The following is a 20,978-nucleotide window of genomic DNA, read 5'->3' on the forward strand; positions in this document are numbered from 1 at the left end:
GCCGATCGAGGGCTGGTATCCCGGCGATTGCACCTATGTCTCGGACGGGCCGAAGGGGCTGAAGATCAGCCTGATCATCTGCGACGACGGCAACTATCCGGAGATCTGGCGTGACTGCGCGATGCGCGGTGCCGAGCTGATCGTGCGCTGCCAGGGCTACATGTATCCGGCCAAGGAGCAGCAGATCCAGATCTCGAAGTCGATGGCCTGGGCCAACAACTGCTACGTCGCGGTCGCCAACGCCTCCGGCTTCGACGGCGTCTATTCCTATTTCGGCCATTCCGCGCTCATCGGCTTCGACGGAAGGACGCTCGGCGAGTGCGGCACCGAGGAGAACGGTATCCAGTACGCGCAGCTCTCGGTGTCGCTGATCCGCGACGCCCGCCGCAACATGCAGTCGCAGAACCATCTCTTCAAGCTGATGCACCGCGGCTATACCGGCCTGATCAACTCCGGCGACGGCGATCGCGGTCACGCGGTCTGCCCCTACACCTTCTACAAGAACTGGATCACCGACCCCGAGGGCACCCGGGAAATGGTCGAGGCCATGACCCGTCCGACCGTCGGAACCGACGAATGCCCGATCGAGGGCATTCCGAACCAGAAAGTCGCACATCGTTGAGTGACATCGACGATCGGCGCCGGCGCGATGTCTCGCGCCGGCGTGGTTCGATGCAACGGCGGACACTTCCTCGCGGAGGAAACAGGGGGGACATCATGAGCGGTCAATCGAATAGCGGGCTGGTTCATCAGACCGAAGGGCAGATCGACGACCTTCTCGGCCATGAATTCGAGCACGAGCCGGTGCCGATGAGCGCCCGGCGCAGCGCCTTCTCGGTCACGATGGTGTGGCTGGGCTTTCCGATGATCATCACCGGCGCGATGACCGGATCGCTGCTGGAGCTGGGCATGGGGTTCAAGAACGCACTGGTGGCGATGATCGTCGGCAATCTGATCATGTTCGCCTATGTCGGCGCGCTCGGCCTGATCGGCACCAGGCGAGGCATGAACTTCGCGCTGATCGCCAGCATCGTGTTCGGAAAGAAGGGCTATGTGCTGGCGTCGGGCCTGCTGTCGACCCTGCTGCTCGGCTGGTATGCGGTGCAGACCGGCATCACCGGCGCGCTGATCTCCTCGACCTACGGCCTCAATTATGTGGCGATGACCATCGTCGCAGGCGTGCTCTATATCGGAATTACCTTCGTCGGCGTGAAGGGATTGCACTGGATCGGGCTGGCGTCGGTGCCGCTGTTTGTCGTACTCGGCCTCTGGGTCGCGGCCGATGCCGCCTCGACCACGACGTCGGCGGCGATCTTCGGCTATGCCGGCAACAATGGCGTCGCCAGCATGTCGATGGGCGTCGGGCTTACCGTGGTGCTCGCGCTGTTCATCGATGCGGGCACAGTGACAGCGGACTTCAACCGCTGGGCACCGAGCGCGCGAGCGTCGCTGTTCGCCACGTTCAGCGCCTTTCCGTTCGCCAATCTGGTGGCGATGCTGGTCGGCGGCGTGATGACGGCGGCGCTCGCCGTGCCGAACGCCAATCCGTTCGGTGTCGACAACATGTTCGGCTACATGAACGGCAAGCAGCTGACCTGGCTCAGCATCCTCGCGTTCATCTTCCTCTATGCCAATTTAGGCTCCGTCTGCTCGCATTGCCTGTACAATGCGGCCACCGGCTGGTCGCGCATCCTCGGGACCAATATGCGGCTGATGGCGGTGGTGCTCGGCGCGCTTGGCATCCTGGTGGCTGCCGGCAATGTCTGGGCGTTCTTCATCCAGTGGCTGTCGCTGCTCGGCATCCTGGTGCCGCCGATCGGTGCGATCATCCTGGTCGACCAGTACCTGCTGCGGGCCGAGGCGCGCGCGGACGTGGACTGGCGTGCGAAGCCGTTCATCGCCTGGGGCATCGGGTCGCTGTTTGCCTTTGCGGTTGAAAACCTGATGCCGGGACTGTCCACTGCGATCTCCGCCGCGGTGGTCGCAGGCATCGTGTACGGGGCGATCGCACGGGTGGAGTCTCCGACCGAAAAGGTGGCGCGTCCCGCGTAAGCGATCAGCTCGATCAAGCAAGAAGGGTACATCAATGAGCGTCGACTATCAGATCCATGATCTCGGCAATTTGACCTTGCAGCGCGGCGCGACCATTCGCGACTGCAAGCTCGCCTACAAGACCTATGGCCAGCTCAACGCGGCCAAGGACAACGTGATCGTCTATCCGACTTGGTACTCCGGCCAGCACTACGACAATGAATGGCTGATCGGACCGGCCAGGGCACTCGATCCGGCAAAGTACTTCATCATCATTCCGAACATGCTCGGCAACGGGCTGTCGTCGTCGCCGAGCAACACGCCGGAACCGTATAATGGACCGCGTTTCCCGCAGGTGACGGCCTATGACAATGTGCGCGCCCAGCATCGGCTCGTGACCGAGAAATTCGGCATCAAGCACATCCGTCTGGTGGTCGGCTGGTCGATGGGCGCGCTGCAGACGTTCCATTGGGGCGCGCTCTATCCGGATATGATGGATCTGTTGGCGCCGTTCTGCGGCTCGGCCAAATGCTCGCGCCACAACTTCGTGTTCCTCGAAGGCGTCAAGGCGGCACTCACCGCGGATGCTGCGTGGAAGGAGGGCTGGTACACCGACAAGCCGACCCGCGGCCTGCGCGCCGCCGCGCGTGTCTATGCCGGCTGGGGCTTTTCGCAGGCCTTTTATCGCGAGCAGCTCGACATCAAGACGCTGGGCTATTCGTCGCTGGAGGATTTCCTGGTGGCGTTCTGGGAAGGCTTCTTCCTGCCGAAGGATCCCAACAACCTGCTGACGATGCTGTGGACCTGGCAGCACGGCGACATCAGCGACAACGAAATCTACAACGGCGACTTCAAGGCCGCGCTGAGAGCGATCAAGGCCAAGGCCTATGTCATGCCGGGGCAGACCGATCTCTATTTCCCGCCGGAGGACAGCGCGTTCGAGGTCGAGAACATGCCGAACGCCAAGCTCGTGCCGGTACCGTCGATCTGGGGCCACTTCGCCGGCGGGCCCGGGACCAATCCGGTCGATGTCGCCTTCATCGACAGCAAGCTCAAGGAGCTGCTCGCATCGTGATATCGACCGGTTGCGAACGGCTGCCTGCGCGATCATGGGAGGCGTGAGCTTGTCCAATCCCGCTTTGCTGCTCGACCAGTACCGCATCCGGGAGGAGCCGTATTACCGGCCGCTCAAGGATGAGGTCGAACTGTTCGGTGCAGCCTATGCCAACCGCATGCCGGTGATGCTGAAAGGCCCCACCGGCTGCGGCAAGACCCGCTTCATCGAATATATGGCGTGGCGGCTCGGCCGCCCGCTGATCACGGTAGCCTGCCACGAGGACATGACGGCGGCGGATCTGGTGGGGCGCTGGCTGCTCGACGCAGAGGGGACGGTGTGGAGCGACGGGCCGCTCACCACCGCCGTGCGTCTTGGCGCGATCTGTTACCTCGACGAGATCGTCGAGGCGCGCCAGGACACGACGGTCGTGATCCATCCCTTGACCGACGATCGTCGTGTGCTGCCGCTGGAAAAGCGTGGTGAATTGATCCACGCCCATTCCGACTTCCAGCTCGTGATCTCCTACAATCCGGGCTACCAGAGCGCGATCAAGGACCTCAAGGAATCCACCAAGCAGCGCTTCGCGGCGCTGGATTTCGGCTATCCTGATCGGCCGGCCGAAACCGAGGTGGTGTCGCGCGAAGCCGGCATCGAGCCCAACCTCGCCGAACTCCTGGTGAAGATCGCCCAGCACAGCCGCAACCTGAAGGGCCAGGGGCTCGACGAAGGCGCCTCGACCCGGATGCTGGTCAATGCCGGCCGCCTGATCGGATGCGGCATCAGCCTCGAAAAGGCCTGCGAGACCACAATCGTCGTGCCCCTGACCGATGACGCGGACACCAGGAACACGTTGCGCGACGTGATCTCGGCCTGCGGGTAAGTGGACGTTTGCAGGTGGCGGTCGCGCAAATCAGTTCGCTCGATAGCTTCCGGTCCGGACGTCGGCTTGCGGCCCTCTTGCGCGGCCATGACGATGTAGCTGCGGCCGTGCAGGCGGCGCGCGCCGCTCTACAGCGAACGGGTTGGTTCGATGATCTGGCGCTCTGGGACGAGGCCGTGCACGCCCTGTTCGAAGCCAATCTCGGTCAAGCCGTGGTGCAGGGCTTTCTGCGTCTATCGGTGCAATGGCCGGCGCAGCGATCGGCCGATGATCTGATCGCGATCGGCCGCGCGGTCCGGGACATCGGCCGCAGTGCCGGAAGCCGCGTCGCCGGTGCGTTGTTGACCGAATTGTCCAAGCTGCTGCCGCGGCTTGCGGGTGCAGGAGAACTCACCGCGGTCCTCGTCGCGCTCGACCAACTCGCCGCCACTGGGCCGGAGTCGGCGAGCCTCGCGATCGGTCGGCTGGGGCAGTTTCTGGCGCATGCCGGCGGCGAGGAGTTTGCGGCGTGGGTTTCCGCCGGCTTGCGCGCGAGTGGCGGCCGCGCATCGCGCCGCCGCGCCTATTTCGCGCTCGACGATCAGCTTTCGGCGCAACTGTTCGCAGCCGGCCGGAGCGGCGATGATTTCGCGCGGCTGGAGAAGCGCCTCGCCGCAACCACGATTGCGTTGTGGAACAGAAAGCCGCGTTTCCGCAAACTTGCCGTTGCACCGACGCCGGTGCCGCGGCGGACTTCGCTTGCCGCCGGCCTCGTCGGTCTTCCGCAGACCTTTCCCGGCTTCGAAGGCGAGGCAGCGGACGCTGTCTATCTCGCGGCGGTCGCGCATGCCGGCGCGCATCTGGTGCATTCCACCGCCCGCTTTCCGGTGGGGCGACTGAAGGCGCTGCAGATCGCGCTGGTCTCGCTGATCGAGGATGCCCGGGTCGAGACGCTGGCGCTCCGCGAGATGCCCGGGCTGCGCCGGCTGTGGTTGCCATTCCACAGCGCGACGCCAGCCGGCCAGGCAACCGCAGCCGGACTGATGGTGCGGCTGGCGCGGGCGCTGATCGATCCCGATTATCAGGATCCGGATGCGTGGGTGGCCAAGGGACAACAGCTGTTTGCCGCTGCCGCCGGCCGCTGGAGCGATCCCGCCATCAGCCGCGAGATCGGTGGCTTGCTCGGTAACGACATCGGGCAGATGCGGCTGCAGTTCAACGCCAAGAGCTACGTCGTCGAACCTGCCTATCGCGACGACAATCTGGCGCTGTGGGATTTCGGCGACCAGCCGGACAGTCCGGCCGAGACGATCGAACTTGCCGTCGATTCCGTGCGGATCGAGCGGCGCGACGATGCGGGTGCCCAATCGACCGATGACAACGCCAAGCCGGACGAGACGTTGCGCGCGAAGGCCGGCGCGGTCACGCTGCTGGACGGGTTTCCAGTCGCGACCTACCCGGAATGGGACTATGCGGCGCGTACCGAGCGGCCGGACTGGACCACGATCCTGGAGGCCGATGCCGCCGTTTCCGCGCAGCCCTTCGATTCCTCGACGGACGCCGAGGCGATGCGCTGGATCACGGAGTTGACCCGCGACGCGTCGATCGGCCGCCGTATCAGACACAAGGGCCAGCGCGACGGCGACGCGCTCGACATTGACGCGGCGATCGCCCTGACGATCGAGCGGCGCACCGGCAATATCAGCGAGCCCAGGGTCTACCAGCGCGATGCGCCCGGACCGCGTGATCTCGCCATCCTGCTGCTCTTGGACCTGTCGCAATCGACCGCGGACCGTGACCGCCGCGGCCGGACCGTTCTCGACGTCGAGCGCAAGGCCGCAGCGATCATGGCGACCGCGGTCGAGGCCGCCAATGATGCGATTGCGGTGCATGGTTTCAGCTCCGACGGCCGCGAGCGGGTGCGCTATCTGCGCATCAAGGGCTTTGCGGAGCCGATGGACGCCGTGGTTCGTGCGCGTCTTGCGGGCCTAGGCAGCAGCCATTCCACCCGGCTGGGCGCGGCATTGCGCCATGCCGGGGGCTTCCTCGCCGAACGACGCGCGTTCCGGAAGGTGTTGCTGGTTCTGACCGACGGCGAGCCGTCCGACATCGACGTCCCGGATGCGCAATATCTCGTTGAGGACGCGCGCCGTGCCGCCCAGCAGCTGCGGCGGCGCGGCACCGATATCTTTGCCTTTGGCATCGGCGAGCACAGATTTCCCCAGCTCGATCGGATTTTCGGCGAGCGCTATGCGCTCCGCGTGCCGCGCATCGAGGTGTTGCCGCAACGGGTGATGCAGCTCTACGCGGAACTGAAGAAATAGCGGGTGCTTCTAGCCCGTTGCCCGGGGCAGGGAGCCTTTTGCGGTGATCTCCGCCGAGAGTTCCTCGATCGTCTTGCGCTGCTCCATGGCGGCGCGGCGGATCAGCGCAAAGGCAGCCGGTTCGGCCAGCGCATGGGTGTGCATGACCTGAAGGACCGCGGCGAGCACGACGCGGCGGGATCGCAGCCGCTGCTCCAGCTTGAGCACCTGCTGCTTCAGCTCGCTGGTGCGCTCGCTGCGCTCGAAAGCCAGGACGAGCGCGGCATAGATTCCGGCCGAGCGCAGCGGCTTCACCAGAAATGACGCCGGATCGAGGTCGAGCACCAGCTTCAGACGGCTCGGCGTCTCGGTGCCGAGCAGGGCGATGACCGGGCTTCGTCCAAGCGACGCCCGCTGTGCCGGTGAGGTGAGCGGCAGGAACTCGTCATCGATCAGCGTCACGTCGGGACGGCAGTCGATATTGGCGCCGGGCTCCCATGTGACGATCTCGATCCCGAGGCGCTCGAACTGACGCCTGACGATCGAGGCATCGCGTTCATCCCTGATGGCAACGAGCGCCTTGCGCCCTCGCAGCGAAAATGAAGACGGTTTGCTCATTTCACAACCCGCAAATGCGGCGCATTCGGCAACGTTCCATCCCTTGCCGGGCTGGCGGCGATGTCGAGCTGCGTCAGATAAGGATCCGGTCTGACCGGCGCTTCAGCTTCCCAGAAGATGTCAAACTGTCCTTCGGCGTTCGAGACGGCCAGCCGCGGCGTCAGGACGCAGTGGTTGTTGCTGCCGTCGATCCAGACCGGACCTTGCGGCGAATTGTAGCGATGGCCGGCCGCGGCGCGCCGCACCTCGCCGATATCGGATGTGCCGGCGCGCTGCAGCGCGCGGGCCAGCAGATAGACAGCGACATAGGCGGATTGCCCGTCGACGGACGGGCTGCTGTGTTCGCCGTGGCGCGCCTTCCAGCGCGCCACGAAGGCCCGGTTCTCGGGCAGGCGAATGCTTTCGAAATAGGCCGACGAGGTGATGCATCCGGCCGACGCGGGACCCGCAATCTTGAGCTCGGGCTCGCACAGGCTGCAGCTCAGCATCGGGATGTCGAGGCCGGCCGCGGCGGTCGCCGCATGAAAGGCGCGGATGAAGTCGTAGCTCGAACTGCCGACCAGCGTGTTGAAGACGACCGGCGGCCGGCGCCGCACGATCTCGTCCACGATGTGCGTGACCGCGCTTTCACCGAGTTCGAGCAGGCGTTCGGCGAGAATGCGTCCTTTGGCCGCCGTCACCAGCTCGCGGGTGACACGGTTGGTTTCCCAGGTCCAGACATAGTTGGAGCCGACACAGAAGATCTCGCGCGACAGATTATCGAGCACGTAACGCACCAGCGGCAGCACGTTGTGATTGGGTGAGGCGCCGACATAGATGACGTTGTCGGAGCATTCGAACCCCTCGTAGCGCGCCGGATACCAGAGCAGGCGGTCGGTACGCTCGACGATCGGAAGCACCTGCTTGCGCGAGGCCGAGGTGTAACAGCCGATGATGTGCTCGACGCCGACGTTGCGAATGAGGTCGTCGCAGACCGTATGGTACTCCGAAATGATTCCGCGGGGATCGCGGACATGCGCAGATATCGCGAAGTCGAACTCGTCCTGATTGTTGATTTCGTCGACCGCCATCATGGCGCTCTTCAGGATCTCGCGTCCCATGGCCTGATAGGGCCCGTGCTGCGAGCAGATGATGCCAACTGGAATGGAGGGCTTGGTCATTGAGTACTTTCGGCGGCGCGACGCATCAAGGAAATCATCTTGGCAGAGGTCGGTGCAAGGGGTCATGCCGATTTGCTGCGCATGCACCTCGCGAAATTTGTGCAGCCAGCCTCGTTGACAACGCGCTGCACACCTCCTTAGAATTTTCTCCTACAGGGCTTCCTGTCGAACCTTGCGTGCGTCGATTTGGCCGATGACGTCCCGATCGCCGCGCAGAGTGCTCCGTTCGACCCCGGACCCATGCGATAGTTCATAGCCGCGGCATTTGGGCCATTCGTCACCTTCGTTTCGGAGGGGCGGGTGGCTTTTTGCTTTTGCCGCTAAACAAATTGGCGACACGTCCGTGCCGCCAAGCCGGAGGCGCATGCGCGGTGATGGGCGGTGCCTGCGCTTGCGTCATGTCAAGTGCGGGGATGAGAAACGATGCCGACGACGGATCTTCACTATCTCGGGCTCATTGAGATCGGGCAGCAAATCCAGGCCAAAAAGCTCTCGCCGGTCGAGGTGACCAAGGCGATGCTCGGGCGGATCGAGCAGCTCGACGGCAAGCTCAAGAGCTACGCTTATGTGATGGGCGAGGCGGCGCTGGCCGAAGCGGCGGCAGCCGAGAAGGACATCGCGTCCGGCAAGATCAAGGGACCGCTCCACGGCGTGCCGATCGCCGTCAAGGATTTGTGCTGGGCGAAAGGCGCTCCGGCCGCGCACGGCATGACCATCCACCGGGATTTCCGGCCGAGCGAGGATGCCACAGTCGTCGCGCGGCTGAAGGATGCCGGCGCTGTTATCCTCGGCAAGCTGCAGCAGACCGAGGGCGCCTATGCCGACCACCACCCGAAGATCGATCCGCCGAAGAATCCGTGGAATGCGGATTTGTGGTCGGGCGCATCGTCGAGCGGTTCCGGCGTCGCCACCGCTGCGGGGCTTTGCTTCGGTTCGCTTGGCACCGATACGGGCGGCTCGATCCGCTTTCCATCGGCGGCCAACGGCATCACCGGCCTGAAGCCGACCTGGGGACGCGTGAGCCGTTATGGCGCTTTCGAACTCGCGGCGACGCTCGATCACATCGGGCCGATGGCGCGCAGCGCAGCCGATTGCGGCGCGATCCTCGCCGTGATTGCGGGCCAGGATCCCAAGGACACCACCTCCGTGCCGCTGCCCGTGCCGAACTATCTCGCCGGCCTGTCCGGCGATTTGCGCGGCGTGACGATCGGGGTCGATCGGCGCTGGACCAGCGAAGGCACCGACGAGGCCGCCGGCAAGGTGCTCAGCGAAGGGCTGCGCGTTGCCGCCGATCTGGGTGCGAAGATCAAGGACATCACGTTCCCCGATCCCAGGGCGGTGATCGAGGATTGGTTCCCGCTGTGCGGCATCGAAGTGGCCGTCGCGCATGAAGAGACCTATCCCGCACGCAAGGACGAATATGGTCCCGCGCTCGCCGGCCTGCTCGATCTCGGCCGGGCGCAATCCGGCATGAACTATCAGAAGATCGTGCTGCGGCGCGAAGCATTCCGCGGCGCGGTGCGGCTGTTGTTCGAGACGGTCGATCTGATTGCCGTTCCGGCCCAGGCATTCGCTGCGCCGACATTGGCCAAGATGGCGGCGCTGGGTGAGGACCCGTCGCTGATTACCGGGCTGCTGCGGTTCACCTGTCCGTTCGACATGACCGGCAGCCCGACCGTGACGCTTCCCGGCGGCTTCGCGCCGAACGGCGGGCCCGTCGCTTTCCAGTTCGTCGGCCGACACTTCGACGAAGCAAGCCTCGTTCGCGCGGGCGATACCTTCCAGCGCGTCACCGACTGGCACAAGCGCCATCCCGCGATCTGAATCGAGGAGCCGTTCGCATGACCGAAGACTGGCTGAAGAGTTCCATCATGGCCAAGCGCGCCCTTGCCCAGGGTGCGACTGGCACGACCCATAGCCTGACGATCGAGCAGCAGGGCGGCTTCCATTACGTCTATGGGCCCTATGCCAAGCCGACCCTGTCGATCGACCCGGGCGGGGTCGTCGTTGTCGAGACCGAAGACGCCTTCGGCGGCGTGCTCACCAGCGAAAGCGACAGCCCCACGGCGAAGCTGAACTTCCCCTATCTGAACCCGCAATGCGGGCCGATCGCGGTCAAGGGCGCCAGGAAGGGCGATTGCCTCGCCGTCTATATCCGCGACGTCGAGACCCGCGGCGCGCAGCCGGCCGGAACGACCTGCATCATTCCGGAATTCGGCGGCCTGGTCGGGACCGCATCCACGGCGCTGCTCAATCCGCCGCTGCCGGAACGTGTCAAGAAGCTGCATGTCGACCGCAACGGCGTGCGCTGGAACGACAAGATCACGCTGCCCTATGAGCCGTTCATCGGCACGATCGGCGTCTCGCCCGAGATCGAGGCGATCTCCTCGCTGCAGCCCGATTATCACGGCGGCAACATGGACCTGCCCGACGTCGCACCGGGCGCGATTATCTATCTGCCGGTGCATGCCGAGGGCGGGCTGCTCTATGTCGGCGACTGCCACGCCACGCAGGGCGATGGCGAGCTCTCGGGCGTCGCGCTCGAGCAGCGCGCAACAGTCACTTTGCAGATCGATCTGATCAAGAACTGGAGCTTCGCCTGGCCGCGGCTGGAGACGCGCGACTTCATCATGACGATCGGCAGCGCACGCCCGCTCGAGGACGCTGCGCGTATCGCCTATCGCGAGCTCGTGCGCTGGATGAGCGCCGATTACGGCTTCGATGAAATCGACGCCTATATGCTGCTCAGCCAAGCCGGCCGCATGCGGCTCGGCAACATGGTCGATCCCAAATACACGATGGGAGCGTCGATCCTGAAGAATTACCTCAAGGCGTGACTTCAAACATCCTTCAACGACAGAGGACATCGCGATGTATTCGGGGCGTATAGTCGGAATGGCTTTGCTTGGTGCAATGCTCGGGACCGTGGCAATAGGTGCCGCCCAAGCGGCGGAGCCGCCGCTGAAGGTTGGCTTGCTGGAGGACGTCTCCGGCGATCTCGCCTTCATGGGCATGCCGAAGCTGCACGGCTCGCAGCTGGCGGTCGAGGAGATCAACAAGAGCGGCGGCATTCTCGGCCGGCAGATCGAGTTGATCCACCTCGATCCCCAGGGTGACAATGCCCGCTATCAGGAGTTCGGCCGCCGGCTGCTCAATCGCGACAAGGTCGACGTGCTGATCGGCGGCATCACCTCGGCCTCGCGCGAGGCGTTGCGCCCGATCGTCGATCGCACCACCACGCCGTACTTCTATACGAACCAGTATGAAGGCGGTGTCTGCGACGCCAGCATGATCAGCATGGGCGCGGTGCCGGAGCAGCAGTTCTCGACCCTGATCCCCTGGATGGTCCAGAAGTTCGGCAAGAAGGTCTACGTCATCGCAGCCGACTACAATTTCGGCCAGATCTCCGCGGAGTGGAACCGCAAGATCATGAAGGACCTCGGCGGCGAGGTCGTGGGAGAGGAATTCATCCCGCTCGGCGTGTCGCAGTTCGCGCAGACGATCCAGAACATCCAGAAGGCCAAGCCGGACTGGCTGCTGACGATCAATGTCGGCGCGGCGCAGGACTCGTTCTTCGAGCAGGCGGCCGCGGCCAATCTCAACCTGCCGATGGGCTCTTCGATCAAGATCATGCTCGGCTTCGAGCACAAGCGGTTCAAGCCGCCGGCGCTCAACAACATGCATGCGACCGCGAACTGGTTCGAGGAGATCGATACCCCCGAAGCCAACGATTTCAAGAAGCGCTGGCACGCAAAATTCCCCGATGAACTTTACATCAACGACATGGGCTACAATGCCTACAACGCGCTCTACATGTACAAGGCGCTGGTCGAGAAGGCGAAGTCGACCAAGCTCGAGGACATGCGCAAGGTGATCGCAACCGGCGATGCCTGCATCGACGCTCCCGAGGGCAAGGTCTGTATCGACCCGAAGAGCCAGCATACGTCGCACCGCATGCGCCTGATCTCGGTCGGGCCCAAGCATGAGGTGACGGTGGAGAAGGACTACGGGACGATCCAGCCGTACTGGCTTGGCGAGATCGGCTGCGACCTCACCAAGAAGAACGACAAGGATCAGTACACGCCGAGTCATCTCCCCAGCAAATCGTGATGCGCGCAGGCACGAATCTTGCTCGTGTTGTGCGTCACGACTTCGAACCGAGCCGGCGCCGCAATGATGCGGCGCCGCGATCAGGGAGACCGGAATGTCGGCTGAACTCTTCTCGGTATTCTATCAGTTCGCCGATGTCTTCGCGTTCCTGATCCTGTCGGCGGCGGGCCTGGCCATCGTGTTCGGCATGATGGGCGTCATCAACATGGCGCATGGCGAGTTCATCATGTGCGGCGCCTACGTCACCGTGGGGCTCGTCAACCTCGGCGTGCCGCTTCCGATTGCCCAGATCCTTGCTGCGCTGACCGCGGGGATCATCGGCATGATCGTCGAGTACCTCGTCGTGCGGCGCTTCTACAAGCGTCCGCTCGACTCGCTGCTCGCCACCTGGGGCCTCAGCCTGATCGTGACGCAGTCGATGCTGCTGATCGTCGGCTCCGCGGTGCGCGGTATCGGAACGCCGGAAGGAAGCTTTGCGATCGGGGGTTACACGTTTTCGACCTACCGCCTTGTGCTGTTCGGCTGTGCTGTGGCCGTGCTGGCCGGGCTCTACATCATCTTCATGAAGACGCGCTTTGGCGTGATCGCGCGCGCCACGATGCAGAATGCGGCGATGGCCAAGGCGCTCGGCGCGCGCACCGGGCGGATCTATTCCATCAGCTTCGGCATCGGCACCGCGCTCGCGGGGCTCTGCGGCGCGCTCTACGCGCCGACCATGACGCTGATCCCGACCATGGGAGCGACCTTTGTGGTCGAGAGCTTTGTCACCGTGGTGATCGGCGGCGCCAATGTCCTGCTCGGAACTGCGCCGGCCGCCGTGTTCCTGGCGATGATCCGAATGGCGCTGAATGCGAGCTACGGGCAGATCATCGGACAGATCGGGATGCTGTTTGCAGTCATCCTGATCATACGTGTGCTGCCCGAGGGGCTATCCAGCGTGCTGGTTCGTCGTGGGCGCTAGACGGGAATTTCTGATGTTCAAGCTGCTCGAGGGCCCGCAGACGCTCGGACGCGGGAAGATCTTCTGGTCCTGCTTCCTCGCCGTGCTGGCGGGGGCACTGATCTATCCGCTGTTCGCTGATTCCTATGATGTCGGCAATTTCGCCTACTTCCTGATCTGGATCTTCATGGCGCTCGGCCTCTGCCTGATGTGGGGATATGGCGGCATGCTCTCGTTCGGCCAGACCTTCTTCTTCGGCATCGCCGGCTACGGCTATGGCGTGCTCGCCATCAATATGGGCGGGGGAACGACCACGATCGCCGCGCTGGTTCTCTCCGTGGTCATCGCGATGATCGCGGCCGGGATCCTCGGCTACTTCATGATCTGGGGCGGCATCAGCGGGATTTTCTTCGGCATCGTGACGCTGTCGGCAACGCTGGTGCTTGCCTTCTTTCTCGGGCAGACGGCGGGGCCGGAATGGCATATCGGTCCGGCCCGGCTGAACGGCTTCAACGGCATGAAGGGGATGGACCCGCTCACCGTCGGCGACTTCGACATAGAGGGCTCGGCGCTCTATTATGTCATGATCGCGTTGATCGTGATCGTCTACATCGCGCTGCGCATGCTGGTGAACTCGAGCGTCGGCAACGTGATCGTGGCGACGCGGGAAAATCCGCAGCGCGCCGAGATGCTCGGCTACGACGTCCGCAAATATCAGCTTCTGACTTTCGTGATCGGAAGCGGGCTCGCAGGCCTCAGCGGTGCGCTGTACACGTCCTGGGGGCAGTTCATCACGCCGTCCAGCATCGGCCTGCCGGCGGCGGCGATGCCGATCGTGTGGGTGGCGTTCTCCGGACGCAACGATCTGACCGCGACCCTGGTCGGATCGTTCCTGCTGCTGTTCGGCTTCCAGACCATCACGGTCTACAGCCAGCAGGCGGCGCTGGTGCTGATGGGCGTGCTGCTGCTCGCCACCGTGATGCTGGCGCCGCAGGGCTTCGTGCTTGGCATCGGCAAGCTCGTTGTCGATTGGTGGACCAGGCGTCGGCGCCGCGACGAAGCCCCCGCGCTGGCCGATACCGCCCGCCTGCAATCGGATGAGACCTGAATCATGGCGTTGGTCGACGTAAAAGGCGTATCGAAACGTTTCGGCGGATTGACCGCCGTCTCCGATGTCGACCTGACGGTCAATGCCGGCGAGGTGCACTGCCTGATCGGGCCCAACGGGGCCGGGAAGAGCACGCTGTTCAAATTGATCGTCGGGCTCTATCCGCCGACCACGGGCAGTATCTTTTTCGACTCGATCGATATCACCGCCGAGCGGCCCTACGCGCGGGTGCAGCGCGGCATGAGTATCAAGATGCAAGCGCCAAGCGTGTTCAAGGAGCTGCCGGTGCGGCAGAACATCCAGATCGCGCTGCAGGAACGCATTTCGGGCGCGGAATGCCGTGCCGAGGAGGAGCGGTTGCTCGCGTTGCTCAATCTGGCTGACGATAGCGCCAAGCTCGCCGGTGCGCTGTCGCACGGCCAACAGCAATGGCTGGAGATCGGGATGGCACTGGCGCTGCAGCCGCAGCTGCTGCTGCTGGACGAGCCGACCGCCGGCATGTCGCCGGAAGAGACTTTCAAGACCGGCGAGCTGATCAAGTCGTTCAATGCCGAGGGCATGACCGTCCTGGTCGTCGAGCACGACATGGCGTTCGTGCGTCAGGTCGCCCAGCGCGTCACCGTCCTGCATCTTGGCAAGATTTTCGCACGCGGCAGCCTCGAGGCCATCCTGGAAGATGAGAAGGTCGCTGAAATCTACCTGGGTAAGACCCATGCCCACTGATCGCATTCTGGAGGTGTCGGGACTTTGGGCGGGCTACGGCGCGACGCCGATCCTGCAGGGCGTCAGCATGTCGGTCTCGCGCGGCGAGATCGTCGGCGTGATCGGCCGCAACGGCGTCGGCAAGTCGACCCTGATGCGGTGCCTGATCGGTCTGCTGCAGACCTGGCGCGGCACCATCAGCTTCATGGATCGGGATGTCACGCAGCTCGAGGCCGATGCGCGGGCGCGCGCCGGCTTCGGCTACATCCCGCAGGGCCGCGACGTGTTTCCGCAAATGAGCGTCGAGGAGAATTTGCAGGTCGGCGAGTTGATCGGCGGGCCCGAAGGCAAGAAGCTGCCGGAGCTGGTCTACGAGTATTTTCCGCGCCTGAAGGAGCGCCGGCGCCAGATCGCGGGCACCATGTCGGGCGGCGAACAGCAGCAGCTTGCGATCGGCCGCGCGCTGATCGGCAATCCGGCACTGATGATCCTCGACGAGCCGTCCGAGGGCATCCAGCCGTCGATCGTGCAGCACATTTGCGAGGCGCTGAAATCGTTCCGAGCGGAGCTCGGGACCACGATCGTGTTCGTCGAGCAGAACCTCGACACCATCCTGGAGATCGCGCAGCGCTGCTACATCATGGAGAAGGGCAAGATCACGCGATCGCTGGCCGGTGAAGAGGTCAACGCGGACAACGTTCGCGCACAGCTGTTGCTGTGATCGACCGCGCCATGCGGTGAGGATCAGTGCGTTGCATAATTGATAATAACGGAGGGAATGGACATGGATCTCGGACTCAAGGGAGCGAAGGTTCTCGTTACCGGCAGCACCAAGGGCATCGGCAGGGCGATCGCCGACACGTTCGCGGCCGAAGGCGCCAATGTCGGCATCTGTGCGCGCAACCAGGGCGACGTCGACGCTGCGGTGACAGCGCTCAAGGCCAAGGGCGGTGCGGCGTTCGGTAGTGCCGTCGATGTCTCGAACGGGCCGGCCCTGAAAGCCTGGGTCGCCGACATGGCGTCCAAGCTCGGCGGCATCGATGTCGTGGTCGCCAATGTCAGCGCGCTGTCGATCGGGCAGGACGAGGAGAGCTGGGAGAAGGAATTCTCCACCGACATGATGGGGACGGTGCGCCTCGTCAACGCGGCGATGCCGTATCTGGAGAAGAGCGGCGCCGCGGCGATCGTCACCATCTCGAGCGTGTCGGGACGCGAGGTCGACTTTGCCAGCGGTCCCTACGGGACGTTCAAGGCCGCGATCATCCACTACACGCAGGGCCTCGCTTACCAGCTCGCGGCCAAGGGCATCCGGGCCAATTCGGTGTCGCCGGGCAACACCTATTTCGAGGGCGGCGTCTGGAACATTATCAAGGACGGCAATCCCGAACTGTACAAGACCGCACTGGCGCTCAACCCGACCGGCCGCATGGGCACGCCGCAGGAGATGGCGAACGCCGCCGTGTTCCTGGCGAGCAAGGCGGCGAGCTTCATCACGGGGACCAACCTCGTGGTGGACGGCGCGTTGACGCGCGGCGTCCAGTTCTAGGCGGGTCGTGCCGTCAGCAGAGTCGCGAGATCGCCGCCTGCGGCGGCGGTCCGGGCAGGCATTTTCCGATAACAGCAGGGCGTCAGATGTCAGCGGATTCATTGCACTACAAATCCATCACCGAAATCTCCGAGCTCATTCGCCGCAAGGAGGCGAAGCCCTCGGAGATCACCGAGGCGATGCTGAGCCGGATTGCGAAGCTGGACGGACAGTTTCACGGCTATGCGCTGGTCCTTGCGGAGCGGGCGATGGCTCAGGCCAAGCAGTACGATGCGGAGATCGCCAAGGGCATCTGGCGCGGCCCGCTGCATGGCGTTCCGATCGGGCTGAAGGACCTCTGCTACACCTCGTTTGCGCCGACTGCGGGCGGCACCACGATCCATGCGAAGTTTGTGCCGTCCTTCAATGCCACGATCGTGGACCGGCTCGAAGTCGCCGGCGCGGTGACGCTCGGCAAGCTGAGGATGACGGAGGGGGCCTACACCAGCCACCATCCGGCCGTTCAGGCCCCGCTCAACCCTTGGAATGTGAACTACTGGGTTGGCTCCTCGTCGACCGGATCGGGCGTCGCGACCTCGGCGGGGCTCTGCTACGGCTCGATCGGCAGCGACACCGGCGGCTCGATTCGCTTTCCGTCGGCGACCTGCGGGTTGACCGGGATCAAGCCGACCTGGGGCCGGGTCAGCCGCTACGGCGTCTTCCCGCTGGCGGACTCGCTCGATCACGTCGGGCCGATGTGCCGCAGCGCTGCAGATGCCGCGGCGATGCTCGGCGTCATCGCGGGTGCTGATATCAACGACCCGACCGCCCTGCGGGCTCCGGTGCCGAACTATCTGGCCGGTATCGGCGACGGCATCAGGGGCCTCAGGATCGGCGTCGACCGCAGGTACACCCAGGAGGGCATCGATCGGCAGGTCGTGACCGCCTTGCTGCAGGCCGAACGCACGCTCGCCGCGCTCGGTGCCGACATCCACGAGGTGCATTTCCCGCCCTATCAGAAGCTTGTCAGCCAGTGGATTGCGATGTGCTCGGTGGAGACGGCTGAGGCGCATCTCGACACCTACCCGTCGCGCAAGTCGGAATACGGACCGGACCTCGCACAGCTGATCGAGCAGGGCAGGGCGACGAGCGGCGTCGATATTGCGGCCATCCATCATGAACGGTTGAAGTTCAGCGGCAGCCTCGCCGCCATGTTCGAAGATATCGACCTGCTGCTGATCCCGACGATGCCGGTGCCGATCCCGACGCTCTCCAAGATGAGCGAATACGGCGCCGACCCCAGCGTGCTGCTGAGCATTCTGCGCTTCACGGCGGTGTTCGATTTCTCGGGCAGCCCGACCATCACGCTGCCGATGGGCATGGCCTCGGACCAGATGCCGCTCAGCATGCAGCTGGTCGGCCCGCATCTCTCGGAAGACGTGCTGGTCCGCGCCGGCGCCGCGTTCCAGTCGGTGACGGACTGGCATACGCGGCGGCCGCCGATCGAATAGGGGCCGCTAGCCGGTCTTGTCGACATTCCAGAACAGCGGCACCGGCGCGCGGACGATGTCCTTCAGAGCCTTGCGCGTCGCGGCCGGTTGATTGTACTGCCCGGTCGGGACGTGGGTGACCACCTCGTAGGCGCGCGCCTGGATCTTGTCGGCCAGCGCCTTCTGGTCCGGCGGCGCCGCGGTGCGGGCAAAGCTGTCGCGCAGCCGCTCGAGCTCGGCATCCTCGACCCAGCCGAAGAAGCCGCCGTTCTTGCCCTTGCCGTTGACGCAGGCATTGCCGATCGGATTGACGAGGTCGGCGCTGGCCCAAGTCGAATGGTAGAGCGACCAGCCGCCTTCGGCCGGCATCGACTGTTTGGCGCGTCGCGCCACCACCGAACCCCAATCCATCGCGAGCAGGTTGACGTTCATGCCGATCGAACGCAGCGCCTCGGCGGTCACCGTGCCGAGCGCGGTGATGATCGGGGCATCGGTTGCGTGCAGGATCGTGATCGGCTCGCCCTTGTAGCCGCCCTGCTTGAGCAGCTCCCTGGCTTTCGCGGTGTCCGCCTTGGTCGACCATCCGACCGCGCTTTCGAACGGCGTGTCCGCGATGAAGATCGCCGGCGTGATCTTGTAGTAATCGGGATTGCCGATCTGGGTGTCGAGCCAGTCCTTCTGGTTCACCGCGTGCAGCACGGCCTGGCGGATCTCCGGCCGGTCGAACGGCGGCACCAGCCAGTTCATCCGGCACATGCCGGAGAAGCCCAGCGTGTTGTAATCGGTCAGCTCGACATTGGAGGCGCGCGCGAGAATCGGATGATGGTCGTGCGGCGGCACCTCGAAATAGTCGATCTCGTCGTTGACAAGCGCGTTGGTCGCGATCTGGAAGTCCGGCACGCTGATCCATTCGTAGCGGCCGATCTTGACCACCTTGCCGCCGCCGGTGCCGTCGGACGGCTCGTCGCGGGAAACGTAGTCCGGGTTCTTCTCATAAGCGGCCTTGACGCCGGGTTGGAATTCCGCCGTCACGAAGCGGAATGGTCCGGAGCCGACATGATCTGATATGGCCTGGTCGGCGGGCGTCGCGGCGATCCGCGCCGGCACGATGAAGGGCACGTTGGCGGTCGGCTTGCCGAGCGCCGCCAGCACGAAGCCGCACGGCTCCTTCAGCGCCATGCGGAAGGTGCGCTCGTCGATCGCCTTCAGCTCGGCGACGAATTCGAACAGTTTCTGGCCCATCGTGTCGCGCCGCGCCCAGCGCTGCAGCGAGGGGATGACGTCGGCCGACGTCACCGCGCTGCCGTCATGGAATTTGAGGCCGGGCCGCAGGCGGAAGGTGTAGGTCAGGCCGTCGGCGGAGACCTCCCAGGCCTCGACCATCTGCGGCTTGATCTCGAATTTCGCATTGGTCGAGAACAGCGTGTCATAGATCATGTAGCCGTGGTTGCGCGCGGTCCACGCCGTCGTCATGATCGGGTCCGTCGCGCGCAGCGGCGCGTGCATGACGGCCGTGATCGTCTTCGAACTGGCCCGCGCGACGCGCGGCATCGCGATGCCGAGGCTTGCTCCCGCGCCGATCTGCAACAGACGGCGCCGGTTGATCGATGGTCCCATGATGTCCCCCTGTCGCAACCGGTCAGACCTTGCCGGCAAGCCTGGCCGCGATCGCGCGATAGCCGCGCATCCACATGTGATCGAGATCGAGATCCATCGGCAGCGGCTGCGAGGAGACGCGCGCGATCACGGTCTCGTTGGTGGGATCGATGTAGACCCACTGGCCGTGGATGCCGACCGCGGCAAACGGCGTTTCGCGCCGATCGAGCGTGTACCACTTGTTGCGGTAATTGCCGTTTGGAAACACTTTCGTCAGGTCGCCGCGCGACCAGGCCTCGGCATTGCCGTTCTGCCGGATGTCGTCGATCCACCAGCCGGGGACGACCTGTCGTCCGTTGCTGATGCCGTGATTGCGCATCATCTCGCCGAAGCGGGCGAGATCGCGCAGTGTCGCGCAGATGCCGCCGGCGACGCGGCCTGCGCCGCGTGAATCGACGGTGATGTAGGCGTCGTGCTCGGCGCCCATCGGCTGCCACAGATAGTGCGAGAGGATCTTTGCGTAGGACAGGCCGCAGGCGCGCTCATAGACCCAGCCGAGCACATCGGTGTTGGTCGAGACGTAGTGGAAGGTCTCTCCATGCGGTGCGCCGTTCGGCCGCAGCGTGCGCAGATAGTCGCGCAGATTGCTCGGCGGAACTGCAGGATCCGGCAGCTCCCAACCGGTCGAGCGCCGGTAGTTCATGACGTCGCCGTCGCGCGCCATGTAATCCTCGTCGAAGCGGATGCCGACGCTCATGTCGAGCAGATGCCGCACCGTGCAGCTGCCGCCATAGACCGAGCCTTCCATCTCCGGGATGTAGCGCGTCACCGGCGCGTCGGGGTCGAGCTTGCCGTGATCGGCGAGGATGCCGCCGAGCGTTCCGGCGACCGACTTGCTGACGGAGAAGATCAGGTGCGGGGTATCGGGCGTCAGGCCATGGGCATACCATTCGAACGCGACCTGTCCGCGATGCGACACCACGATTCCGTCGGTGTGGCTGGCGCGCAGCGCCTCGCCGACGCCGACCGTCTCGCCGCGCGGGTTGGCGAAGCTGACGTCGTCGAGATAGCGCGGCGCAAAGGACAGCGGCGCCGGCGCCGCGGCGCGCGCGATGTTCGCGGTGGGCAGCAGTTCGCGGACATTGCGGAATGCCCACTCGTTGAAGGGATGCTGACGCCAGTTGGCGAGCGTGACCTGTTCGTCGGCCGCCGACGGGAAGGCGGCCATGATGCGGCGCGAATTCATTCTTGATCCAGCAATGACATCGGATGATGTGCGAAAGTTCCGCATGGCTCGCGTCGCTCGCAATCAACCGGATGGTGGAGGGGGCCGTTGGGTTACTTCGGCGTAACCGTTTCCCCGGATGTGCGCTTCGTGCGTTTGGCCCGCAATTTGCTTGACTATGGCCCGCGGCTGCCCCAGCGTGACGGGCATGCGACGCGCAGACGTTCGCCATCGGGAAACATCGGGAGGTAGGT

At 64.5% G+C, this 20,978-nt stretch carries 18 protein-coding genes; 14 read left to right on the forward strand and 4 right to left on the reverse strand.

Annotated elements, in window-relative coordinates; all coding sequences use genetic code 11:
- The 5 genes from PMN64_RS27540 to PMN64_RS27560 all read left to right on the forward strand — a co-directional run.
- On the forward strand, nucleotides 1-622 hold a 622-nt coding region (locus PMN64_RS27540), incomplete at its 5' end, for a nitrilase-related carbon-nitrogen hydrolase (RefSeq protein WP_411782910.1).
- 95 nt (nucleotides 623-717) lie between these two features.
- Nucleotides 718-2,052, forward strand: coding sequence for a purine-cytosine permease family protein (locus tag PMN64_RS27545; RefSeq protein ID WP_411782911.1), 1,335 nt, complete (start codon nucleotides 718-720; stop codon nucleotides 2,050-2,052).
- 34 nt (nucleotides 2,053-2,086) lie between these two features.
- On the forward strand, nucleotides 2,087-3,106 hold the full coding sequence (locus PMN64_RS27550) for an alpha/beta fold hydrolase (protein WP_411782912.1): 1,020 nt from the start codon (nucleotides 2,087-2,089) through the stop codon (nucleotides 3,104-3,106).
- A gap of 34 nt (nucleotides 3,107-3,140) precedes the next feature.
- The gene (locus PMN64_RS27555) at nucleotides 3,141-3,968 is read left to right on the forward strand and encodes a CbbQ/NirQ/NorQ/GpvN family protein (RefSeq protein WP_411782913.1); all 828 of its coding nucleotides are present in this window, start codon (nucleotides 3,141-3,143) and stop codon (nucleotides 3,966-3,968) included.
- 14 nt (nucleotides 3,969-3,982) lie between these two features.
- Nucleotides 3,983-6,271 carry a nitric oxide reductase activation protein NorD gene (locus PMN64_RS27560; protein WP_411782914.1) on the forward strand — a complete coding sequence of 763 codons (2,289 nt, stop codon included), beginning with the start codon at nucleotides 3,983-3,985 and terminating at the stop codon, nucleotides 6,269-6,271.
- Nucleotides 6,272-6,280: 9 nt separating this feature from the next.
- Here PMN64_RS27560 and PMN64_RS27565 read toward each other — a convergent pair whose 3' ends face one another.
- Nucleotides 6,281-6,868 carry an ANTAR domain-containing response regulator gene (locus PMN64_RS27565; RefSeq protein ID WP_411782915.1) on the reverse strand — a complete coding sequence of 196 codons (588 nt, stop codon included), beginning with the start codon at nucleotides 6,866-6,868 and terminating at the stop codon, nucleotides 6,281-6,283.
- On the reverse strand, nucleotides 6,865-8,028 hold the full coding sequence (locus tag PMN64_RS27570; RefSeq protein WP_028345130.1) for a transporter substrate-binding domain-containing protein: 1,164 nt from the start codon (nucleotides 8,026-8,028) through the stop codon (nucleotides 6,865-6,867). The genes PMN64_RS27565 and PMN64_RS27570 overlap by 4 nt, the downstream gene beginning before the upstream one ends.
- A 423-nt stretch (nucleotides 8,029-8,451) precedes the next feature.
- On the opposite strand from PMN64_RS27570, the gene PMN64_RS27575 reads away from it, so the two are divergent.
- The 9 genes from PMN64_RS27575 (at nucleotide 8,452) to PMN64_RS27615 (ending at nucleotide 17,924) form a co-directional block, all read left to right on the forward strand.
- Nucleotides 8,452-9,852: an amidase gene (locus tag PMN64_RS27575; RefSeq protein WP_411782916.1), complete on the forward strand. Its 1,401-nt coding sequence runs from the start codon at nucleotides 8,452-8,454 to the stop codon at nucleotides 9,850-9,852.
- Nucleotides 9,853-9,869: 17 nt separating this feature from the next.
- Entirely contained in the window at nucleotides 9,870-10,865 is a 996-nt protein-coding gene (locus PMN64_RS27580) for an acetamidase/formamidase family protein (RefSeq protein WP_411782917.1), read from the forward strand.
- Nucleotides 10,866-10,923: 58 nt separating this feature from the next.
- The gene (locus PMN64_RS27585) at nucleotides 10,924-12,138 is read left to right on the forward strand and encodes an urea ABC transporter substrate-binding protein (RefSeq protein WP_411782918.1); all 1,215 of its coding nucleotides are present in this window, start codon (nucleotides 10,924-10,926) and stop codon (nucleotides 12,136-12,138) included.
- A 94-nt stretch (nucleotides 12,139-12,232) separates the two neighbouring features.
- Nucleotides 12,233-13,099, forward strand: a complete 867-nt coding sequence (locus PMN64_RS27590) for an ABC transporter permease subunit (protein ID WP_018270848.1) — start codon at nucleotides 12,233-12,235, stop codon at nucleotides 13,097-13,099.
- Between the two features lie 13 nt (nucleotides 13,100-13,112).
- A complete protein-coding gene (locus PMN64_RS27595; protein ID WP_411782919.1) occupies nucleotides 13,113-14,186 on the forward strand; it encodes a branched-chain amino acid ABC transporter permease in 1,074 nt (357 codons plus the stop codon).
- A gap of 3 nt (nucleotides 14,187-14,189) precedes the next feature.
- Nucleotides 14,190-14,909, forward strand: a complete 720-nt coding sequence (locus tag PMN64_RS27600; protein ID WP_411782920.1) for an ABC transporter ATP-binding protein — start codon at nucleotides 14,190-14,192, stop codon at nucleotides 14,907-14,909.
- The gene (locus PMN64_RS27605; RefSeq protein ID WP_063607147.1) at nucleotides 14,899-15,609 is read left to right on the forward strand and encodes an ABC transporter ATP-binding protein; all 711 of its coding nucleotides are present in this window, start codon (nucleotides 14,899-14,901) and stop codon (nucleotides 15,607-15,609) included. Before PMN64_RS27600 ends, PMN64_RS27605 begins: the two co-directional genes overlap by 11 nt.
- 63 nt (nucleotides 15,610-15,672) lie before the next feature.
- Complete coding sequence (locus tag PMN64_RS27610; protein WP_411782921.1) at nucleotides 15,673-16,434, forward strand: SDR family NAD(P)-dependent oxidoreductase; 762 nt, start codon at nucleotides 15,673-15,675, stop codon at nucleotides 16,432-16,434.
- An 86-nt stretch (nucleotides 16,435-16,520) separates the two neighbouring features.
- Complete coding sequence (locus PMN64_RS27615; protein ID WP_411782922.1) at nucleotides 16,521-17,924, forward strand: amidase; 1,404 nt, start codon at nucleotides 16,521-16,523, stop codon at nucleotides 17,922-17,924.
- Between the two features lie 6 nt (nucleotides 17,925-17,930).
- Here the strand turns inward: PMN64_RS27615 and PMN64_RS27620 are convergent, their stop codons facing one another.
- Nucleotides 17,931-19,520 carry an ABC transporter substrate-binding protein gene (locus PMN64_RS27620; protein ID WP_411782923.1) on the reverse strand — a complete coding sequence of 530 codons (1,590 nt, stop codon included), beginning with the start codon at nucleotides 19,518-19,520 and terminating at the stop codon, nucleotides 17,931-17,933.
- A 22-nt stretch (nucleotides 19,521-19,542) separates the two neighbouring features.
- Nucleotides 19,543-20,745 (reverse strand): serine hydrolase domain-containing protein, encoded by a 1,203-nt coding sequence (locus PMN64_RS27625; RefSeq protein ID WP_411782924.1) that lies wholly within the window; start codon nucleotides 20,743-20,745, stop codon nucleotides 19,543-19,545.
- Nucleotides 20,746-20,978 lie beyond the last annotated feature (233 nt).

The sequence above is a fragment of the Bradyrhizobium sp. UFLA01-814 genome (assembly GCF_046718885.1).
GTDB classification, from domain to species: Bacteria; Pseudomonadota; Alphaproteobacteria; order Rhizobiales; family Xanthobacteraceae; genus Bradyrhizobium; species Bradyrhizobium elkanii.